Source organism: Sulfitobacter rhodophyticola, assembly GCF_041281685.2.
Taxonomy (GTDB): domain Bacteria; phylum Pseudomonadota; class Alphaproteobacteria; order Rhodobacterales; family Rhodobacteraceae; genus Sulfitobacter.
The window spans coordinates 1,428,224-1,444,906 of the sequence record NZ_CP166251.2 but is presented as its reverse complement, the minus strand read 5'-3'; the positions used below and the strand labels follow the sequence as shown (position 1 = coordinate 1,444,906).

The 16,683-nt window shown below is 59.1% G+C and carries 13 protein-coding genes; 8 read left to right on the top strand and 5 right to left on the bottom strand.

The window, feature by feature from the left end; all coding sequences use genetic code 11:
- Positions 1–47: 47 nt before the first annotated feature.
- From secA to AB4X18_RS08065, 3 genes are all read left to right on the top strand, one after another.
- On the top strand, positions 48–2,750 hold the full coding sequence (secA, locus tag AB4X18_RS08075; protein ID WP_370399600.1) for a preprotein translocase subunit SecA: 2,703 nt from the start codon (positions 48–50) through the stop codon (positions 2,748–2,750).
- A gap of 158 nt (positions 2,751–2,908) precedes the next feature.
- Positions 2,909–3,913, top strand: coding sequence for a hypothetical protein (locus AB4X18_RS08070; protein WP_370399599.1), 1,005 nt, complete (start codon positions 2,909–2,911; stop codon positions 3,911–3,913).
- Between the two features lie 18 nt (positions 3,914–3,931).
- A complete protein-coding gene (locus AB4X18_RS08065; RefSeq protein ID WP_370399598.1) occupies positions 3,932–5,491 on the top strand; it encodes a substrate-binding domain-containing protein in 1,560 nt (519 codons plus the stop codon).
- Between the two features lie 3 nt (positions 5,492–5,494).
- Here AB4X18_RS08065 and radC read toward each other — a convergent pair whose 3' ends face one another.
- From radC to dnaK, 3 genes are all read right to left on the bottom strand, one after another.
- Positions 5,495–6,244 carry a RadC family protein gene (gene radC / locus AB4X18_RS08060; protein WP_370399597.1) on the bottom strand — a complete coding sequence of 250 codons (750 nt, stop codon included), beginning with the start codon at positions 6,242–6,244 and terminating at the stop codon, positions 5,495–5,497.
- 118 nt (positions 6,245–6,362) lie between these two features.
- Positions 6,363–7,517 (bottom strand): molecular chaperone DnaJ, encoded by a 1,155-nt coding sequence (dnaJ, locus tag AB4X18_RS08055; RefSeq protein WP_370399596.1) that lies wholly within the window; start codon positions 7,515–7,517, stop codon positions 6,363–6,365.
- Positions 7,518–7,593: 76 nt separating this feature from the next.
- Positions 7,594–9,513, bottom strand: a complete 1,920-nt coding sequence (gene dnaK, locus AB4X18_RS08050) for a molecular chaperone DnaK (protein ID WP_370399595.1) — start codon at positions 9,511–9,513, stop codon at positions 7,594–7,596.
- Positions 9,514–9,724: 211 nt separating this feature from the next.
- Between dnaK and AB4X18_RS08045 the strand changes: the two genes are divergently transcribed.
- Entirely contained in the window at positions 9,725–10,327 is a 603-nt protein-coding gene (locus AB4X18_RS08045) for an alpha-ketoglutarate-dependent dioxygenase AlkB family protein (RefSeq protein WP_432817276.1), read from the top strand.
- Between the two features lie 62 nt (positions 10,328–10,389).
- Here the strand turns inward: AB4X18_RS08045 and AB4X18_RS08040 are convergent, their stop codons facing one another.
- Positions 10,390–11,595 carry a Hint domain-containing protein gene (locus AB4X18_RS08040; protein WP_370399594.1) on the bottom strand — a complete coding sequence of 402 codons (1,206 nt, stop codon included), beginning with the start codon at positions 11,593–11,595 and terminating at the stop codon, positions 10,390–10,392.
- Positions 11,596–11,882: 287 nt separating this feature from the next.
- Entirely contained in the window at positions 11,883–12,707 is an 825-nt protein-coding gene (locus AB4X18_RS08035) for an ABC transporter permease (RefSeq protein WP_370399593.1), read from the bottom strand.
- A gap of 116 nt (positions 12,708–12,823) precedes the next feature.
- On the opposite strand from AB4X18_RS08035, the gene cysQ reads away from it, so the two are divergent.
- The 4 genes from cysQ (at position 12,824) to galU (ending at position 16,667) form a co-directional block, all read left to right on the top strand.
- Entirely contained in the window at positions 12,824–13,621 is a 798-nt protein-coding gene (gene cysQ / locus AB4X18_RS08030) for a 3'(2'),5'-bisphosphate nucleotidase CysQ (protein WP_370399592.1), read from the top strand.
- A complete protein-coding gene (locus tag AB4X18_RS08025; protein WP_370399591.1) occupies positions 13,621–14,421 on the top strand; it encodes a 3-deoxy-manno-octulosonate cytidylyltransferase in 801 nt (266 codons plus the stop codon). Before cysQ ends, AB4X18_RS08025 begins: the two co-directional genes overlap by 1 nt.
- The gene (locus AB4X18_RS08020; protein WP_370399590.1) at positions 14,418–15,656 is read left to right on the top strand and encodes a glycosyltransferase family 2 protein; all 1,239 of its coding nucleotides are present in this window, start codon (positions 14,418–14,420) and stop codon (positions 15,654–15,656) included. Before AB4X18_RS08025 ends, AB4X18_RS08020 begins: the two co-directional genes overlap by 4 nt.
- Before the next feature lie 117 nt (positions 15,657–15,773).
- Positions 15,774–16,667 carry a UTP--glucose-1-phosphate uridylyltransferase GalU gene (gene galU, locus AB4X18_RS08015; RefSeq protein ID WP_370399589.1) on the top strand — a complete coding sequence of 298 codons (894 nt, stop codon included), beginning with the start codon at positions 15,774–15,776 and terminating at the stop codon, positions 16,665–16,667.
- Positions 16,668–16,683: the final 16 nt, after the last annotated feature.

The following is a 16,683-nucleotide window of genomic DNA, read 5'->3' as shown; positions in this document are numbered from 1 at the left end:
CGGCAAGCAGATCGGCGCCGTAACAAACACATTCGGCTGGAGAGCACATGCTGGGTATTGGAACAATCGCCAAAAAGGTATTTGGCACCGCAAATGATCGAAAACTCAAGGCGGCACGCCCGCTGGTGGAACAGGTCAACGCGCTAGAACCCGACATGGAAAAACTGACCGATGATGGTCTGAAGGAAAAGACGGCTGAGCTGAAGCAGCGTGCAGAGAGCGGTACGAACCTTGACGATCTGCTGCCCGAAGCCTTTGCCGCCTGTCGTGAAGCGGCCCGGCGCACACTGGGAATCCGCGCGTTCGATACGCAGATGATGGCGGCGATCTTTCTGCATCAAGGCAATATCTCTGAACAGAAGACGGGTGAAGGCAAGACGCTGACGGCAGCACTTGCCGCGTATCTGAATGCGCTGACGGGCAAGGGCGTGCACATCGTGACGGTCAACGAATATCTGGTGAAGCGTGATGCGGACTGGATGGGCAAGGTGTTTTCCGCGCTCGGCATGACCACGGGTGCGGCGGTGTCGATGATGCCCGAGGAAGACAAGCGCGCGGCCTATGAGTGTGACATTACCTATGCCACCAACAATGAGCTTGGGTTTGATTATCTGCGCGACAACATGAAATCGAACCTGGGAGAGATCCTGCAAAAGCACCACAACTTCGCCATCGTGGATGAGGTCGACAGCATTCTGATCGATGAAGCGCGTACGCCGCTGATCATTTCCGGCCCGGCGCAGGACCGCTCGGACCTGTATCTGACGATCGACAAGGTGATCCCTTCCTTGACCGAACAGCATTACGAGCTGGACGAAAAGACCCGTAACGTGACCTTCACGGACGAGGGCAACGAATTCCTGGAACAGCAATTGCGCGCCCGCGAAATGATTGAAGAGGGGCAGTCGCTGTATGATCCGGAAAGCACGACCATCGTTCACCATGTCAATCAGGGTCTGCGGGCACACAAGCTGTTTACCAAGGACAAGGATTATATCGTGCGCGACGATGAGATCATGCTCATCGATGAATTTACCGGACGCATGATGCAGGGCCGTCGGCTTTCAGATGGTCTGCATCAGGCCCTTGAGGCAAAGGAAGGTGTAAAGATCCAGCCGGAGAACGTCACGCTCGCCTCGGTGACGTTCCAGAACTATTTCCGTCTTTATGACAAGCTGGCCGGGATGACCGGCACCGCGCTGACCGAAGCGGAAGAATTCATGCAGATCTACGGGCTGGGCGTGGTCGAAGTGCCCACGAACATGCCTATCGCACGCGAGGATGAAGACGATGCGGTCTACCGTACGGCTGCTGAAAAGTACCATGCGATGATCGAAAAGGTGGCGGAAGCCCATGAAAGGGGACAGCCGTGCCTCGTCGGGACGACGTCCATCGAAAAGTCCGAGCAGTTGAGCAAGATGCTGGAAGCTGCCGGGATCACACACAACGTTCTGAACGCCCGTCAGCACGAGAAGGAAGCGCAAATCATCGCGGATGCGGGCAAGTTGGGTGCGGTGACAATCGCCACCAACATGGCCGGTCGTGGGACGGATATTCAGCTTGGCGGCAACGTCGAGATGAAGGTGCTCGAGGCGATCTCTGCCGATCCAGAGGCCGATCCCGCCGAAGTGCGCGCCCGCATCGAAGCGGAACATGCGGATGAAAAGAAAAAGGTGATCGAAGCAGGCGGGCTGTATGTTCTGGCGTCAGAGCGGCACGAAAGCCGCCGGATCGACAACCAGTTGCGGGGCCGTTCCGGCCGTCAGGGTGACCCCGGCCGCACGTCTTTCTTCTTGTCGCTCGAAGATGACCTGATGCGCATCTTCGGCTCTGAACGGTTGGAGAAAGTGCTCAAGACACTTGGTCTGAAAGAAGGCGAAGCGATTGTCCATCCGTGGGTCAACAAGTCGCTTGAACGCGCGCAGGCAAAGGTCGAAGGCCGCAATTTTGACATCCGAAAGCAGCTGCTCAAGTACGATGACGTGATGAACGAACAGCGCAAGGTCATCTTTGGCCAGCGCCGCGACATCATGGAAGCCGAGGATCTGAGCGAGATTGTCACCGACATGCGCCATCAGGTGATCGACGATCTGATCGACACCTACATGCCGCCCAGGACCTATGCGGACCAATGGGACACACAGGGCTTTTATGCCGCGGTCATCGAACATCTGAACATCGACGTGCCGATCATTGCATGGTGCGAAGAGGATGGGGTCGATGACGAAGTCGTCCGTGAACGCCTGATCGAGGCGACCGACAAGATGATCGCGGAAAAAGCCAAGGGGTTCGGGCCGGAAAACATGCGGCTGATCGAAAAGCAGTTGTTGCTGCAGACGATCGACGCCAAGTGGCGCGAGCATCTTGTTACGCTGGAGCATTTGAGGTCGGTTGTGGGTTTCCGGGGGTACGCGCAACGGGACCCGCTGAATGAATACAAGAACGAATCCTTCCAGCTTTTCGAAGTCATGCTGGACAGCCTGCGTCAGGACGTGACCCAGAAACTGGGCCAGGCCCAGCCGATGACCGAGGAAGAACGCAACGCCATGATGCAGGAAATCGCCGCCCGTCAGGCCGCGATGCAGCAAGCCGCAGATGCTGCCGTAGCAGAGGCGGAAGCGCCCGTTGCCGCAGATGCGGGTGGATTTGTCGAAGATGATCCAAGCACCTGGGGCAATCCCGGGCGCAACGACACATGTCCCTGCGGTTCGGGCAAGAAGTTCAAGCATTGCCACGGGCGGCTGGTCTGACGGCCCCCGGATCTGATGGCTGACAGACAGTTCTGAAAGAGGCGGCAGATCAAGAGGTTGCCGCCCTTTCGCCATATTTCGTCCCCTTACGCGTCATATCGCAGCCCAGATTGTCAGGCATGGGTTAGGCAATTGATTCCGGGGAAGGGATAAATCCGATGTCACGGACGAGGGAAATACTGACTGTAGCGGGTACTTTGGCGTGCGCGGCCGGAATCGGTTTCATCATGCAAAGCTCTGACATTGCAGAGGCGCGTTATGGCAAAAGCGAAGATGACAGCACTGCCGTGAAAGGCGCTTCTGTCAGCGACGCGATCCTCGATGTGCAGGAGATCAAGCTGACGTCGGCCGAGGTCGCCGCCAAGCCAACCTTGCCAGCAACCGATTCAGAAGTGACAACCGCCAATGCGCCGCAAAGCCAGTTGGACGAACCGGAAGTCCCGGAGTTGGCACAGACCGACACACAGCAACCGCTGGCCCCGGCATGCGATATAACCGTAGATGCCCGCCCGGTTGCGGCGGCGATGGTTGATCTGCAGATGACGGCGGCCTGTTTCCCCAACGAACGGGTGACTGTGCACCACAATGGCATGATCTTTACAGAAACAACGGCGGATGACGGCAGTGTTCAACTGGTGGTGCCCGCGCTGTCGGAAGAGGCGGTGTTCATCTTCGCGTTTGCGAATGGCGATGGCGCCGTGGCGCAGACGCAGGTTGAGGAACTTGGAAATTTCGACCGCGCCGTCCTGCAGTGGAAGGGAAACGCCGGTTTCGAAATCCACGCGCGCGAATTTGGCGCTGACTATGGGGAACCTGGCCATCTGTGGCGGGGCGCGCCCGGTGATATCTCCAATGCCGTTGCAGGCAAGGGGGGTGTCCTGATCCAGCTTGGCGACAAGGAGGCCGCTGATCCGTTCCTCGCAGAGGTCTATTCCTTCCCGCGCGATGCAGAGGGGCTTTCAGGTTCCATCGCGCTGAGCGTGGAAACCGAGGTGACTGCGCAAAATTGCGGCGTTGAAATCGAAGCACAATCGCTTGAGGTGCAGGCACAGGGAAAGATCAAGACCCAGAACGTCACATTGCCGGTTCCCGCCTGCGATGCGGTCGGCAGCTTTCTGGTGTTGAATAATCTGCTTCAAGACCTGAAAGTCGCGTCAAGGTAACGCAACACTCGGGGTCATATGGACAACCTGAAACGTGCGGCGATCTTCGCCGCACTTTTTGCATTTGCAGGTCTGCAGGCGCTCGCGCAGGACGTCACGCTGACGTCACGCGATGGCAAGGTGGAACTGATCGGGACGCTGCTGGGGTTCGACGGTGAGTTCTACCGGCTGCAGACCGAATACGGGGAACTGACGGTTGACGGATCGGGTGTGAATTGCGAAGGGCCGGGATGCCCGAATTTGCAGGATTTCGTGGCGGAGATACAGCTATCGGGGTCCGCCACCATGGGTGCGGTGCTGATGCCTGCCTTGATCGATGCCTTTGCGCAGCGCAACGGATACAAGGTCAATCGCGAAACCGTCGATGCCACGCGGTTCGCATACGTGCTGACCCGTGCGGACACCGGAAAGACAGCAGCGCGTTTCTATTTCAGGGCGACCAACACGGACGAAGGGTTTGCCGATCTTCTGGCGGATGAGGCGGACATCGTCTTGGCCTTGCGGGAAGTGCGGCGGGACGAACGGATCAATGCGCGCGATGCAGGCATGGGGGATCTGACGGGGGCCAACCGCAGCCGGGTGCTTGCGCTTGATGCGGTGGTGCCGGTGGCCTCCGCTTCCAACCCGATCAAGGCGATCTCTCCGCTTGATCTGGCGCGGGTGTTTGGCGGACAGATCACCAATTGGCAGGAATTGGGCGGGCCCGATGCGCCGATTGATCTGCACCTGCCCAGTTTGTCCAGCGGGTTGAGCCAGGCGATTGTCGATCAGGTGATGGCCCCGGTGCAGCTTGAATTTGCCGAGGGGATCACGCGCCATGCGCTGCCATCGGAGATTGCCGATGCCGTGGCACGCGATACCTTCGCGCTGGGGATCACCAGCTATGCGGAGCGGCGCAATACGCAGGTTCTGACGCTTGGCGGGACCTGTGGTTTCTTTCTGGACGCAGCACGGCGCACCATCAAGACAGAGGATTATCCCCTGACCGCGCCGATGTTTCTGTATTTTCCCGCCCGGCGGTTGCCCCTGATTGCACGGGAGTTTCTGGCTTTTACCCGTGGCCCCGGTGCGCAGAACGTGATCCGGCGGGCAGGGTTCGTCGACCAGACACCGGAGGAAATTCCGGTGGATGAGCAGGGCAATCGCTTTGCCAATGCGATCACGGTCGCGGGTGGGGAGACATCGCTGGAAGAATTGCAGCGGATGACGGCAACCCTGACACCGATGGCGCGGTTGACCACAAGCTACCGGTTCGAGGCAGGGTCGATCCGGCTGGACGCGCAATCGCGGTCGAATGTACAGCAGTTGGCACGGGCGCTGGAACAAGGGAAATACGACGCGCGGCAATTGCTGTTCGTCGGGTTCAGCGATGGCGACGGGGCGGCGAAGGCAAACCGCGACATCGCCCTGCGGCGCGCGCAGGCGGTGCGCCGCGCGGTCAGTGCCGCAGCGGTGACGGCGAATATGGAACGGGTCAACGTCGGCGTCGATGCCTTTGGAGAGGCGATGCCGATGGCTTGTGATGACACGGCATGGGGGCGTCAGGTCAACCGCCGCGTCGAGGTCTGGGTGCGCTGAAGGTCACAGATAACCGTCCGCCCGAAAGCTGAGTTCGCTGGATTTGCCGATGATCAGATGGTCATGCAGGGTCAGGCCCAGTGCATCACAGGCGCTGGCGATCTGGTTGGTCATGTCGATGTCGGCCTGCGATGGTGTGGGATCACCTGATGGGTGATTGTGCACAAGGATCAGGGCGCTGGCATTCAGTTCAAGCGCACGCTTGGCAACCTCGCGCGGGTAGACGGGGACGTGATCGACCGTACCTTTTGCCTGTTCTTCGTCCGCGATCAGGACATTCTTGCGGTCCAGAAACAGCACGCGAAACTGTTCGGTTTCCCGATGCGCCATGGCGGTGTGGCAATAATCCACCAGCGCGTCCCAGCTTGAAACGACATGTTGTTGCATGACGCGGGCCCGCGCCATGCGTTGTGCTGCGGCTTCGACGATCTTCAGTTCGATGATAACGGCGTCACCCACGCCGGACACATCGCGCAGGCGAGGTTCAGACGCGGTGATGACGCGGTTGAAGTCACCGAAACGGTCCATCAGAGTCCGGGCGAGGGGTTTGACATCCCGGCGGGGGATGGCGCGGAACAGGACGAGTTCCAGCAATTCATACTCCGGCATGGCCGCCGCGCCGCCACCCATGAAACGGGCGCGCAGGCGCTGCCGGTGGTCCTTGATATAAGAAGGTTGCTTGCCCGTCACGGGTGCGGCTTCGGGGGCTTCATCCAGCAGGAAAGGCAGGGCGGATTCGTCAAAACGGCTCATGGCGTAACCGTGGCGCAACGTGGTTACGGAAGGGTTAAGGAAACCGCTTCGGCTCGCCTGCAAATGAAAAAAGCGGCGACTGGTGGCGCCGCCTCTTTGGTAGACCGGTGAAAGACTGTCAGCCTTTCATGCTGTCCCAGAAGCTTTTGACGCTGGAAAAGAAATCCTTGCTTTCTGGATTGTTCTCCGACGAAAGATCTTCAAATTCGCGCAGCAGTTCTTTCTGCTTGGATGTCAGGTTGACCGGTGTTTCCACCGCCAGTTCGATGATCATGTCGCCGATGCCGCCACCGCGCAAAGGGGGCATGCCCTTGCCACGCAGACGCATCTGACGGCCTGACTGGCTGCCTGCAGGGATCTGCACGCGCCCACGGCCACCGTCGATGGTAGGTACTTCAATGGTGCCGCCAAGGGCCGCCGTGCTCATGGAGACGGGGACGCGGCAGAAAAGGTTCGGACCGTCGCGGTCAAACAATTCGTGGTCCGTGACCTCCACAAAGATATAAAGGTCCCCGGATGGACCGCCGCGCATGCCCGCTTCGCCTTCGCCCGCCAGACGGATGCGCGTTCCGGTCTCTACCCCTTGCGGGATGTTAACGCTAAGCGCGCGTTCCTTTTCCACCCGGCCTGCGCCACGGCAGGTGTTGCAGGGGTTCTTGACGATCTGACCCAGACCCGAACAGGTCGGGCAGGTCCGTTCAACCGTGAAAAAGCCCTGTTGCGCCCGGACCTTGCCCATGCCGGAACAGGTGGGGCATGTGGACGGTTCGGCACCGCCTTCCGCACCGGAGCCCGAACAGCTGCTGCAAGCGACGGAGGTGGGAACATTGATGGATTTTTGCAGGCCGGAATAGGCTTCTTCCAGCGTGATACGCAGGTTGTAGCGTAGGTCGGAGCCGCGCGCAGCCCGGCGTCCGCCGCCCTGGCCACCGCCGCGTTGGCCCATGAAATCACCAAAGAGATCATCGAACACGTCCGAGAAGGCAGAGGAGAAATCACCCTGCCCGCCGCCAAATCCACCACCGGGCCGCCCGCCACCCATGCCCCCTTCAAAGGCTGCATGGCCATAGCGATCGTAGGCGGCTTTCTTGTCACCGTCCTTGAGCACCTCGTAGGCTTCGTTGGCTTCCTTGAACTGCGCCTCGGCCTTGGGGTTGTCGGCGTTGCGATCGGGGTGAAGCTCCTTCGCCTTGCTGCGATAGGCCTTCTTGATTTCGTCGGAGGACGCGCCTTTGGCGACACCAAGGATTTCGTAATAGTCACGTTTTGCCATGTACTTATCCTCTTGCGGGAACGTGAAGGGCCGGCCCGTACGTCAGGCCGGCCCAATCAGGGTTCCGCATGCCCGCTTACGCGCGCTTGTCGTCGTCCAGATCTTCGAACTCGGCATCGACGATGTCGTCGTCTGCGCCACCCGCGTCCTGAGGGGCGTCTGTGGCTTCCGCCATATCCTCGCCTTCCTCTTGCGCGGCCTTGTAGATCGCTTCGCCCAGCTTCATCGCCGCTTCGGTCACGTTCTGGATGCCGGATTTGATCTTGTCGGCATTTTCGGTTTCCAGATCGTCATTCAGCGCGGCAATGGCCAGTTCGATGGCTTCGATCGTGGTCGGGTCAACCTTGTCCTTATGCTCTTCCATGGACTTTTCAGTCGAATGGATGAGGCTCTCGGCCTGGTTTTTCGCCTCGATCAGCTCACGGCGCTCCTTATCCGCTTCGGCGTTCTCCTCGGCGTCCTTGACCATCTTTTCGATGTCGTCATCGGACAGACCGCCGGAGGCCTGGATCGTGATCTTCTGTTCCTTGCCCGTACCCTTGTCGAGCGCACCGACGGATACGATGCCGTTGGCGTCGATGTCGAAAGTCACTTCGATCTGGGGCAGGCCGCGGGGGGCCGGCGGGATGTTTTCAAGGTTGAAGGCACCGAGGATCTTGTTGTCGGCTGCCATTTCCCGTTCACCTTGGAACACGCGGATCGTCACGGCGTTCTGGTTGTCTTCGGCGGTCGAGAAAACCTGCGATTTCTTCGTCGGGATCGTGGTGTTGCGATCGATCAGGCGGGTGAAGACACCCCCCAGCGTTTCAATGCCTAGCGACAGCGGCGTCACGTCCAGAAGAACCACGTCTTTGACGTCACCCTGCAGAACGCCGGCCTGAATGGCCGCGCCAAGTGCCACCACTTCGTCCGGGTTCACACCCTTGTGCGGCTCTTTCCCGAAGAACTTGGTGACTTCTTCCACAACGCGCGGCATCCGGGTCATACCACCCACAAGAACAACTTCGTCGATGTCGGAAGCGGACAGGCCTGCATCCTTCAGCGCAGCCTGACAGGGCTTGATGGAGGCCTTGATCAGATCGGACACAAGGCTTTCCAGCTTGGCGCGGGTCAGCTTCATGACCATATGCAGCGGCGCACCATCAGACCCCATCGAGATGAACGGCTGGTTGATTTCCGTCTGGCTGGAGGAGCTGAGCTCGATCTTGGCCTTTTCCGCAGCTTCCTTGAGACGCTGCAGCGCCATCTTGTCCTTGGTCAGGTCGACGCCATGCTCTTTCTTGAACTCATCGGCAAGGTAGTTGACGATGCGCATGTCAAAGTCTTCACCCCCCAGGAACGTGTCGCCGTTGGTGGATTTGACCTCGAAAAGGCCATCGTCGATCTCAAGGATGGTCACGTCGAATGTACCGCCGCCAAGGTCATAGACCGCGATCGTCTGGGTCTGCTCCTTGTCGAGACCGTAAGCTAGCGCCGCCGCTGTGGGTTCGTTGATGATGCGCAGCACCTCAAGGCCCGCGATCTTGCCTGCGTCCTTGGTCGCCTGACGCTGGGCGTCGTTGAAATAGGCCGGGACGGTGATGACCGCTTGGGTCACTTCTTCGCCGAGGTAGCTTTCAGCGGTTTCTTTCATCTTGCCTAGGATGAAGGCGGAGATTTGAGATGGGGAGTATTTCTCACCCTTGGCTTCGACCCATGCGTCGCCGTTGCCGCCATCAATCACATTGAAGGGCAGGTTTTTCTTGTCCTTGGCCAGGTCCGCGTCGTCGTTGCGACGGCCGATCAGGCGCTTGACGCCGAAAATGGTGTTGTCCGGGTTGGTGACGGCCTGGCGTTTTGCCGGCTGGCCTACAAGGCGCTCGTCATCTGTGAAGGCCACGATGGATGGTGTAGTACGCGCGCCTTCGGCGTTCTCCACGACCCGTGGCTGGCTGCCGTCCATGATGGCGATACAGCTGTTTGTCGTTCCAAGGTCAATGCCGATAACTTTAGACATATTTTCGATCCCTCTTTTTTCTTAAGGCGATGTCCCGAGGTTCTGGCCCGTTGTGGCACCAGCGCCCCGATTAGGTGAGGCCGAAAGCGACTGCTTCGCGGCGGTTCGTCGGGTATATAAGGAGCGGATATGCCCCCTGCAACCGCTCCAACGGCCTGTTTGGGGTGAATCTTTGCGGATTTTTCGCCAAACGTGAAAAGAAGGAGGGCTGATGACTGCTTTAACCCTGCGGGGATTCGAAATCTACAAGGGTTTCCTGAAAGCCGATGCGCAGCAGCGGATGGTCGTAGCGCTGCGCGATGTGGTGCGGCAGGCGCCCTTTTTTCAGCCCGATACACCTTATGGCAAACCCATGTCGGTGCGGATCACGGCGGCGGGGCTTTATGGCTGGTATTCTGACCGGAAGGGATACCGCTATGTGCGTGCGCATCCCAGCGGGCGGCCCTGGCCTGCGATCCCGCCTGAGGTGCTGGCGGTCTGGGACGGCGTCACCGGGCTGGACCGGCGGCCGGAGTGTTGTCTGATCAACTATTACGGTGAGGGCGCAAAAATGGGCCTGCATCAGGACCGGGACGAGGCGGATTTCCAGTGGCCGGTCGTGTCGATCTCGCTCGGGGATGATGCGCTGTTCCGGATCGGGAACACCACGCGCGGCGGCAAAACGGAAAGTGTCTGGCTGCAATCAGGCGATGTGGTGGTGATGGGCGGCGACGCGCGGCTGACCTATCATGGGGTGGACCGGGTGCGTGCGGGGTCGTCGTCGCTGCTGGAGAAGGGCGGGCGGATCAATCTGACGCTGCGGGTGGTGGCGTGAGTGATCTTGATGCCGGTCTTGAGCCCATTGTTCCGGCTTCCGTGCGACGTGCGAATGACAACTTACGTCGCGCGGTCTGACATCCGCGCATCAAATGGCCACGCGGTGTGTTCTTGTTTCCAGTTCGCCGCGCTCCATCCAACGTCTCGATCCTGCCGCTGCAAAGATTTGGAGCGATGAAGCAACCTTTTTCTGGCCAGAATAGCAGAACGAGCCGCTTTCAAACTTAAGATGCGTCGCGCTGGCGGACCGTTGAGCGGGATTTCCGAAGATAGGGAGTGGCCGAAAATTCGACTCACTTCGCGTCGCTCAGGCCCTGTCATTCCATTGGTGACCATCGGTCCAAGCAACAGTGATTCAGTCAGGCAGCCATTCGAACAGACCACTTGATGGGTTTCGAAAGCAAAGTGGACCCAGGTCATTTCCCGCTTGCCTCTCATATGTCTGATACCCGGCAGTCCGGTGAGCGATTTCGCAGGTGCCAGGGCTTCGCTTTCGAAAAACGCGCTGAGCTGTCCGCCCCCGACAACGACCCGATGCTGTGGCGAAACAACCAGATCGCTACTTGGACATCCCGGCCCCAATGATCCGGCAGAGATAAGAATTGGCGTGCCATCCTCCGGCGCGCTGTCCAGTTGCTGATCGCTTGTTCGCAGCCAGAGAATGGGTTTGGGGCCATGATCCATTGTCATTACGAGATCACCGGCTTGCAGTTCTTCTACCGCCCGCATCCCATCTATCGTTTCAATCCGGGTTCCTGCAGCAAAGCAAACGATATCGGCATAGGGTTCCACGCTGCTTGAGGTGCCGTCGGCATTGTCCGCGGGCGCACCATCGAGCCCTTGTTGCGCGGTGAATGTCTCTCCCGCCGTTGGCTCTTCGCCAGTCGCATAGGTGAAGCCGACATTTTCGCCGTTGATGCGGACGACGTAGATTTCCTGGCCGCTCGCGTCGATCAGTGAAAATTCGTTCTCGACCACTGAACCGGCAGGATAAAGCGTGCCGTCAATCGTGACATCCTGCACCAATGTCTGCGGGCCACCGGTTTCAACATATCCGTCTTCGAAATTGCCATCGTCGTCGTTGATGTCAATTTGTGTTGGCGCCCCACCATTGAATGTGAAGGTTTCGCCAATCCATGTGGGAGACGTAGAACTGTACCCTGGCGAAGCCGGATCGTTCGGCTGGGTGTCACCGACCAAGTCACCGGCAGGAATACCCGCGGGCGTCGTGTACTGCGACCATGAATATATCCCGAGAAGCGGCATGGCGATCCTTGGCAATGGATCCCTTCAAATTGAAGGAAACTCTTTGACAAATAGGAAAGAAGCCAAAAATGGAGAGAAATAGGGCGGTGATCGCTGTTCTCTGGACAAAAGTGGGGTCCTTTTGTGCGCCAGTCCGCATTCGAGAACAATTAGCCGTTCGTTCTCGAATTGTTTCGCATTGATCTCCAAGCGACGACCTCGGAACTGCAATAAGCCGACATTGGCCTGTCACTATGAAATGACTGCCTTGTCCTGCAAACCGGGCCTTTGTCTAAGGTGCCGTTGACCTACCGCCGCGCATTCCAGCTAAGGGAAACGTGCTTGCGGGTATAGAATTCCCCCATCAGGCCGACCATCAGCAGCACAATGCCAACCCACGCGGCGTATTCCCAGGAGGTGTGGCGCGGCACGTAGTTGATGAAGGCAAACCCGCGCGCCTGATCGATGCAGTGGAACAAAGGGTTCCAGTCGAACATGGCCAGCATGAAACCCGGCAGGGTGTTGGCCACGAACATCTTGCCCGACGCAATCATGTTGGCGCGCTGATACACCGTCTGGAAGATCCCGACAAAGGACGGAAACCACGGCTTGATCGCCAGCAGCACCAGACCCAGCGCGCAGCCCGTGGCCCATGCCAGCAGCAGCATTGAATAGGCCTGAATGGGCTGTTCGATCACCACGGGGTTCCATGACACGTGATAGATGAACAGGATCACGAACAGCGACAGCGATTGCACGTAAAGGCAGCCCAAAGCGGAGGAGGCTATGGAGATCATCGTGTTCATCGGCGCGTGTTGCATCATCGGGCTGGAAGGCCCTTCGGCCCCTGCCACCGCGCCCAGCGCCTTGGTATGGGTCATGTATAGGAACACGCCGGACATCAGGTAAATCAGGAAATCCCCCCGCAACGCGGCACTGCGCATGCCCAGAAGGCTGAACATCGCATAGAAGGCTGCCACGAACATGACCGCCTGCAGCATGTTCAGCAGGATCGCGACAACCGCGTTCCTGTGCTGGCTGCGGATGGAGCGGACGACGTTGTGGTAGATCAGCTCGAGAATCGTTGCCGCCGAGGACAACGCATTGGGTCGTCTTGTGCTTACTTCGAACATGGCGGCTGCCTCATGAAACCAAAACTCTGCCTAACACGGAAATCTTGCCGATCCGTTTGCGCGCCATCATAAGGGGGGCGGGCCGCTTAATCAATAAAAGCAAGGATACCGGTAGGATGGATTACGACAGACTGGTGCAGGTAATGCGCAGGCTCTCCCTGGAAGCGGGTGACAAGATCATGGAAATCTATGGCCGGGACGATTTCGAAGTCACTTCGAAGTCAGACAACAGCCCGGTGACGGCGGCAGACAAGGCGGCGGACAAGATTATTTCCGACGGCCTGCGCGTGGCGTTCCCGGATGTCATGCTGGTGACGGAGGAACAGGCCGCGACCCACAGCGCGCAGGGCGACACCTTTTTGATTGTCGATCCGTTGGATGGCACCAAGGAATTCATTCACCGGCGGGGCGATTTCACCGTGAATATTGCGTTGGTTGAGGGTGGCGCGCCGACGCGTGGGGTTGTTTATGCCCCAGCCAAGGACCGGATGTTCTTTACGCGCGCCGATAGTGCATCGGTCGAAGAAATGGGACCATTTGACAAAGATCAACTGGGAGCCTGCAAACGGATTAATGTGGCTCAGGCGGACAATGCGGCGCTGATGGTCGTCGCTTCCAAATCGCACCGGGATCAGGCGACGGATGACTACATTGGCAAATACGGGGTCAAAGACATGACAAGCGCGGGGTCGTCGTTGAAATTCTGTCTGGTGGCCACAGGGGAGGCGGATCTTTACCCGCGCCTTGGTCGTACGATGGAATGGGACACCGCCGCTGGTGATGCCGTTCTGCGTGGCGCGGGCGGCGCTGTGGTTCGCTTTGACGATCATACGCCGCTGACCTATGGCAAAACCGATTTCGCCAATCCGTTCTTCATCGCCCACGCGCCCAGCGTCACGTTGAAGCCCGCCTGATGTCGGTCCTGATTGTCATTCCCGCGCGATATGCCTCGTCCCGCTATCCCGGAAAGCCCTTGGCGGAACTGACCGGGTCCAGTGGTGTGGCGCGCAGTCTGATCGAGCGTTCCTGGCGTGCTGCATGTGAAGTGCAGGGCGTGGACCGGGTCGTGGTCGCCACGGACGATGACCGAATCAAACATGCGGTCGAAGCGTTCGGAGCAGAGGTTGTGATGACTTCAACCACCTGCATGAACGGCACCGAACGCTGTGCGGAGGCGCATGAGGTTCTGGGTGGCGGGTTTGAGATCGTCGTGAACCTGCAGGGGGACGCGCCGCTGACGCCGCACTGGTTTGTCGAAGGGCTGGTTGAAGGCCTGCGCGCCGCCCCCGCGGCTGAGATCGCGACGCCGGTTCTGCGCTGCGACGGGGCGGCTTTGAATGGCTTGCTGGCCGATCGCAAGGCCGGCCGGGTCGGAGGCACCACGGCGGTTTTCGATGTAGACCACCATGCGATGTATTTCTCCAAGGAAGTCGTGCCGTTCACGTCACAGAGTTACGACAACGCAGAAGCCACGCCCGTGTTTCATCACGTTGGTGTCTATGCCTATCGCCCGGATGCCTTGGCGGCCTACTCTGGCTGGCCTACGGGCCCGCTAGAGACGCTTGAAGGTCTGGAGCAGCTTCGGTTTATTGAGAACGGGCGCAATGTTCTGTGTGTTGAGGTTGAAGCACGGGGGCGCGCATTCTGGGAGCTTAACAACCCCGAAGATGTGCCCAAGATCGAAGCCATGATGCGGCAGATGGGCGTCGAATGACCCAAACGCTCCCGGTCAGTGTCGTGATTGTCAGCCGGGGCCGGGCAGAAGCGTTGATGCGGTGCCTGATTGGCGTGTCGCAGCTGCAGTATGATCCGTTCGAGGTTGTCGTCGTGGCTGATCCGGCGGGCGTGGCGGCGGTGGAAGCGTCCGGTTTTGCCGATCAGGTGAAAGTGGTGCCCTTTGACGCCGCCAATATCTCTGCCGCGCGTAACCTTGGCGTGGCGCAAGCAGCGGGCGAGGTTGTTGCCTTCATTGATGATGATGCCGTGCCGGAACCCACATGGCTGCGCTATCTTTGCGCCCCGGCGCTGCGCGAAGATGTGGCGGCGATGGGCGGGGTGGTTCGCGGGCGCAACGGGATTTCGTTTCAGTGGCGCGGGCAGGGGATTGATGCGCGTGGCGAAGGTTATCCGCTGGATCTGAAAAGCACACAGGCTGTCGTGCTGCATCCGCCGCAAGGGCGCGCGATCAAGACCGAAGGGACCAACATGGCGTTTCGGCGGTCGGTGTTGGTGGCGCTGGGCGGATTTGACCCGGCCTATCGCTATTTTCTGGATGAGACGGACCTGAACATCCGGTTGGCACGGGCGGGCCATGCAACAGCGCTGGTACCGATGGCCGAAGTCCATCACGGGTTTGCGGCAAATGCGCATCGTAGCGCCGCGCGCGTGCCAAGTGACCTGTTTGAGATCGGCGCAAGCTGGGCCGTGCTTCACCGCAAGCATGTGACGGAAGCCATGCAGGCGGATCACTGGAAAGCATTACGCGTGGAACAGCGGCAACGCCTGCTTCGGCACATGGTGGCAGGCACGCTAGAGCCGCGTGATGTCCGGCGTTTGATGAAGCGGCTGGATGCCGGGCATGCGGATGGGATGACGCGTGAGACAGATACGGGGGCCTTGCCCCGGCATCCGGCATCGCCGTTTCAGGAGTTCAAAATACCCCTGCGCCGCTCCATGTTGATGACGACCCGGCCGTGGCATTTCGCACGCGACCACGCCACCGCCGCCGCAAGGGTGAAAAACGGAGAGATTGTCACCCTGTTGTCGCTGTCGTTGACGGGTATGTATCACCACGTAAGGTTTGGTTCTGATGGAGTTTGGGTACAGCGCGGGGGGCTATTCGGGCGATCAGACAGGGATCAGCCCCTGTGGCGATTTGAGACACGCAACCGGCGGATCAAGGCCGAGAGGGCACGTATTGCCCGACAGCGCGGATTGAGTGACCTGTAGTTTTATGGCAAACGCGCTGATACTGGGGTCGAAAACCCCTTTGTGTTTCCAGGTTCCCCATCCCGTTGTACGATGGTGATGCATCATCAGTTTGAATTGAGTGAGTAAAGGAAGACGATGCCCAAGAGAGTGACAAAAGCGATTTTCCCGGTTGCGGGTATGGGAACACGGTTCTTGCCTGCGACGAAATCAGTGCCAAAGGAAATCATGACGCTGGTCGACCGTCCGCTGATCCAATACGCCATCGATGAGGCGCGGGCCGCCGGGATCAAGGAATTCATTTTTGTTACCTCGCGCGGTAAGGGTGCTTTGGAAGACTACTTTGACCACGCGCCGCAGCTTGAGCAGGAATTGCGCAAGAAGGGCAAGACGGAACTGCTGGAGACGCTGCAGAATACCAACATGGAAAGCGGTGCAATTGCCTATATCCGGCAGCACCGCGCGCTGGGTTTGGGCCACGCCGTCTGGTGTGCACGCCGTTTGATTGCCAAGGAACCCTTTGCGGTGATCCTGCCCGATGACGTGATCGCGGCGGAAAAGCCGTGTCTGCAGCAGATGGTCGAAGCCTACGAGGAAACCGGCGGCAACATGGTCGCCGCGATGGAAGTCCCGGCGGAGCAGGCATCGTCCTATGGCATGCTGGATGTGGCCGAAGACATGGGGCAGATGGTCAAGGTCAAAGGCATGGTGGAAAAGCCGAAGTCCGAAGATGCGCCTTCCAACCTCGCGGTGATCGGCCGGTATATTCTGGCGCCCACCGTCTTGCAGAACCTCAACCAGATCAAATCCGGGTCTGGCGGAGAGATCCAATTGACAGATGCGATTGCCAACGAGATCGAGCAGGACCGCAACGTGTATGGCTATCGGTTCAAGGGACAGCGTTTCGATTGCGGCTCTAAATCAGGGTTTTTGCAGGCGACCGTAGCATTCGGCCTGGCGCGGGAAGATCTGCGGGAGGATCTGAGCGCGTATCTGGAAAGCATCTCGGCGGCTGACAAGGCTGCGCAATAGCCCCCTTGGGAACGAA

Bases quoted from the DNA above. Each gene is read 5' to 3' on its own strand.
- AB4X18_RS08035 (WP_370399593.1), bottom strand. From the start codon at position 12,707: ATGTTCGAAGTAAGCACAAGACGACCCAATGCGTTGTCCTCGGCGGCA.
- AB4X18_RS08045 (WP_432817276.1), top strand. From the start codon at position 9,725: ATGACTGCTTTAACCCTGCGGGGATTCGAAATCTACAAGGGTTTCCTG.
- cysQ (WP_370399592.1), top strand. From the start codon at position 12,824: ATGGATTACGACAGACTGGTGCAGGTAATGCGCAGGCTCTCCCTGGAA.
- AB4X18_RS08065 (WP_370399598.1), top strand. From the start codon at position 3,932: ATGGACAACCTGAAACGTGCGGCGATCTTCGCCGCACTTTTTGCATTT.
- galU (WP_370399589.1), top strand. From the start codon at position 15,774: ATGCCCAAGAGAGTGACAAAAGCGATTTTCCCGGTTGCGGGTATGGGA.
- secA (WP_370399600.1), top strand. From the start codon at position 48: ATGCTGGGTATTGGAACAATCGCCAAAAAGGTATTTGGCACCGCAAAT.
- AB4X18_RS08070 (WP_370399599.1), top strand. From the start codon at position 2,909: ATGTCACGGACGAGGGAAATACTGACTGTAGCGGGTACTTTGGCGTGC.
- dnaK (WP_370399595.1), bottom strand. From the start codon at position 9,513: ATGTCTAAAGTTATCGGCATTGACCTTGGAACGACAAACAGCTGTATC.
- AB4X18_RS08025 (WP_370399591.1), top strand. From the start codon at position 13,621: ATGTCGGTCCTGATTGTCATTCCCGCGCGATATGCCTCGTCCCGCTAT.
- dnaJ (WP_370399596.1), bottom strand. From the start codon at position 7,517: ATGGCAAAACGTGACTATTACGAAATCCTTGGTGTCGCCAAAGGCGCG.
- radC (WP_370399597.1), bottom strand. From the start codon at position 6,244: ATGAGCCGTTTTGACGAATCCGCCCTGCCTTTCCTGCTGGATGAAGCC.
- AB4X18_RS08040 (WP_370399594.1), bottom strand. From the start codon at position 11,595: ATGCCGCTTCTCGGGATATATTCATGGTCGCAGTACACGACGCCCGCG.
- AB4X18_RS08020 (WP_370399590.1), top strand. From the start codon at position 14,418: ATGACCCAAACGCTCCCGGTCAGTGTCGTGATTGTCAGCCGGGGCCGG.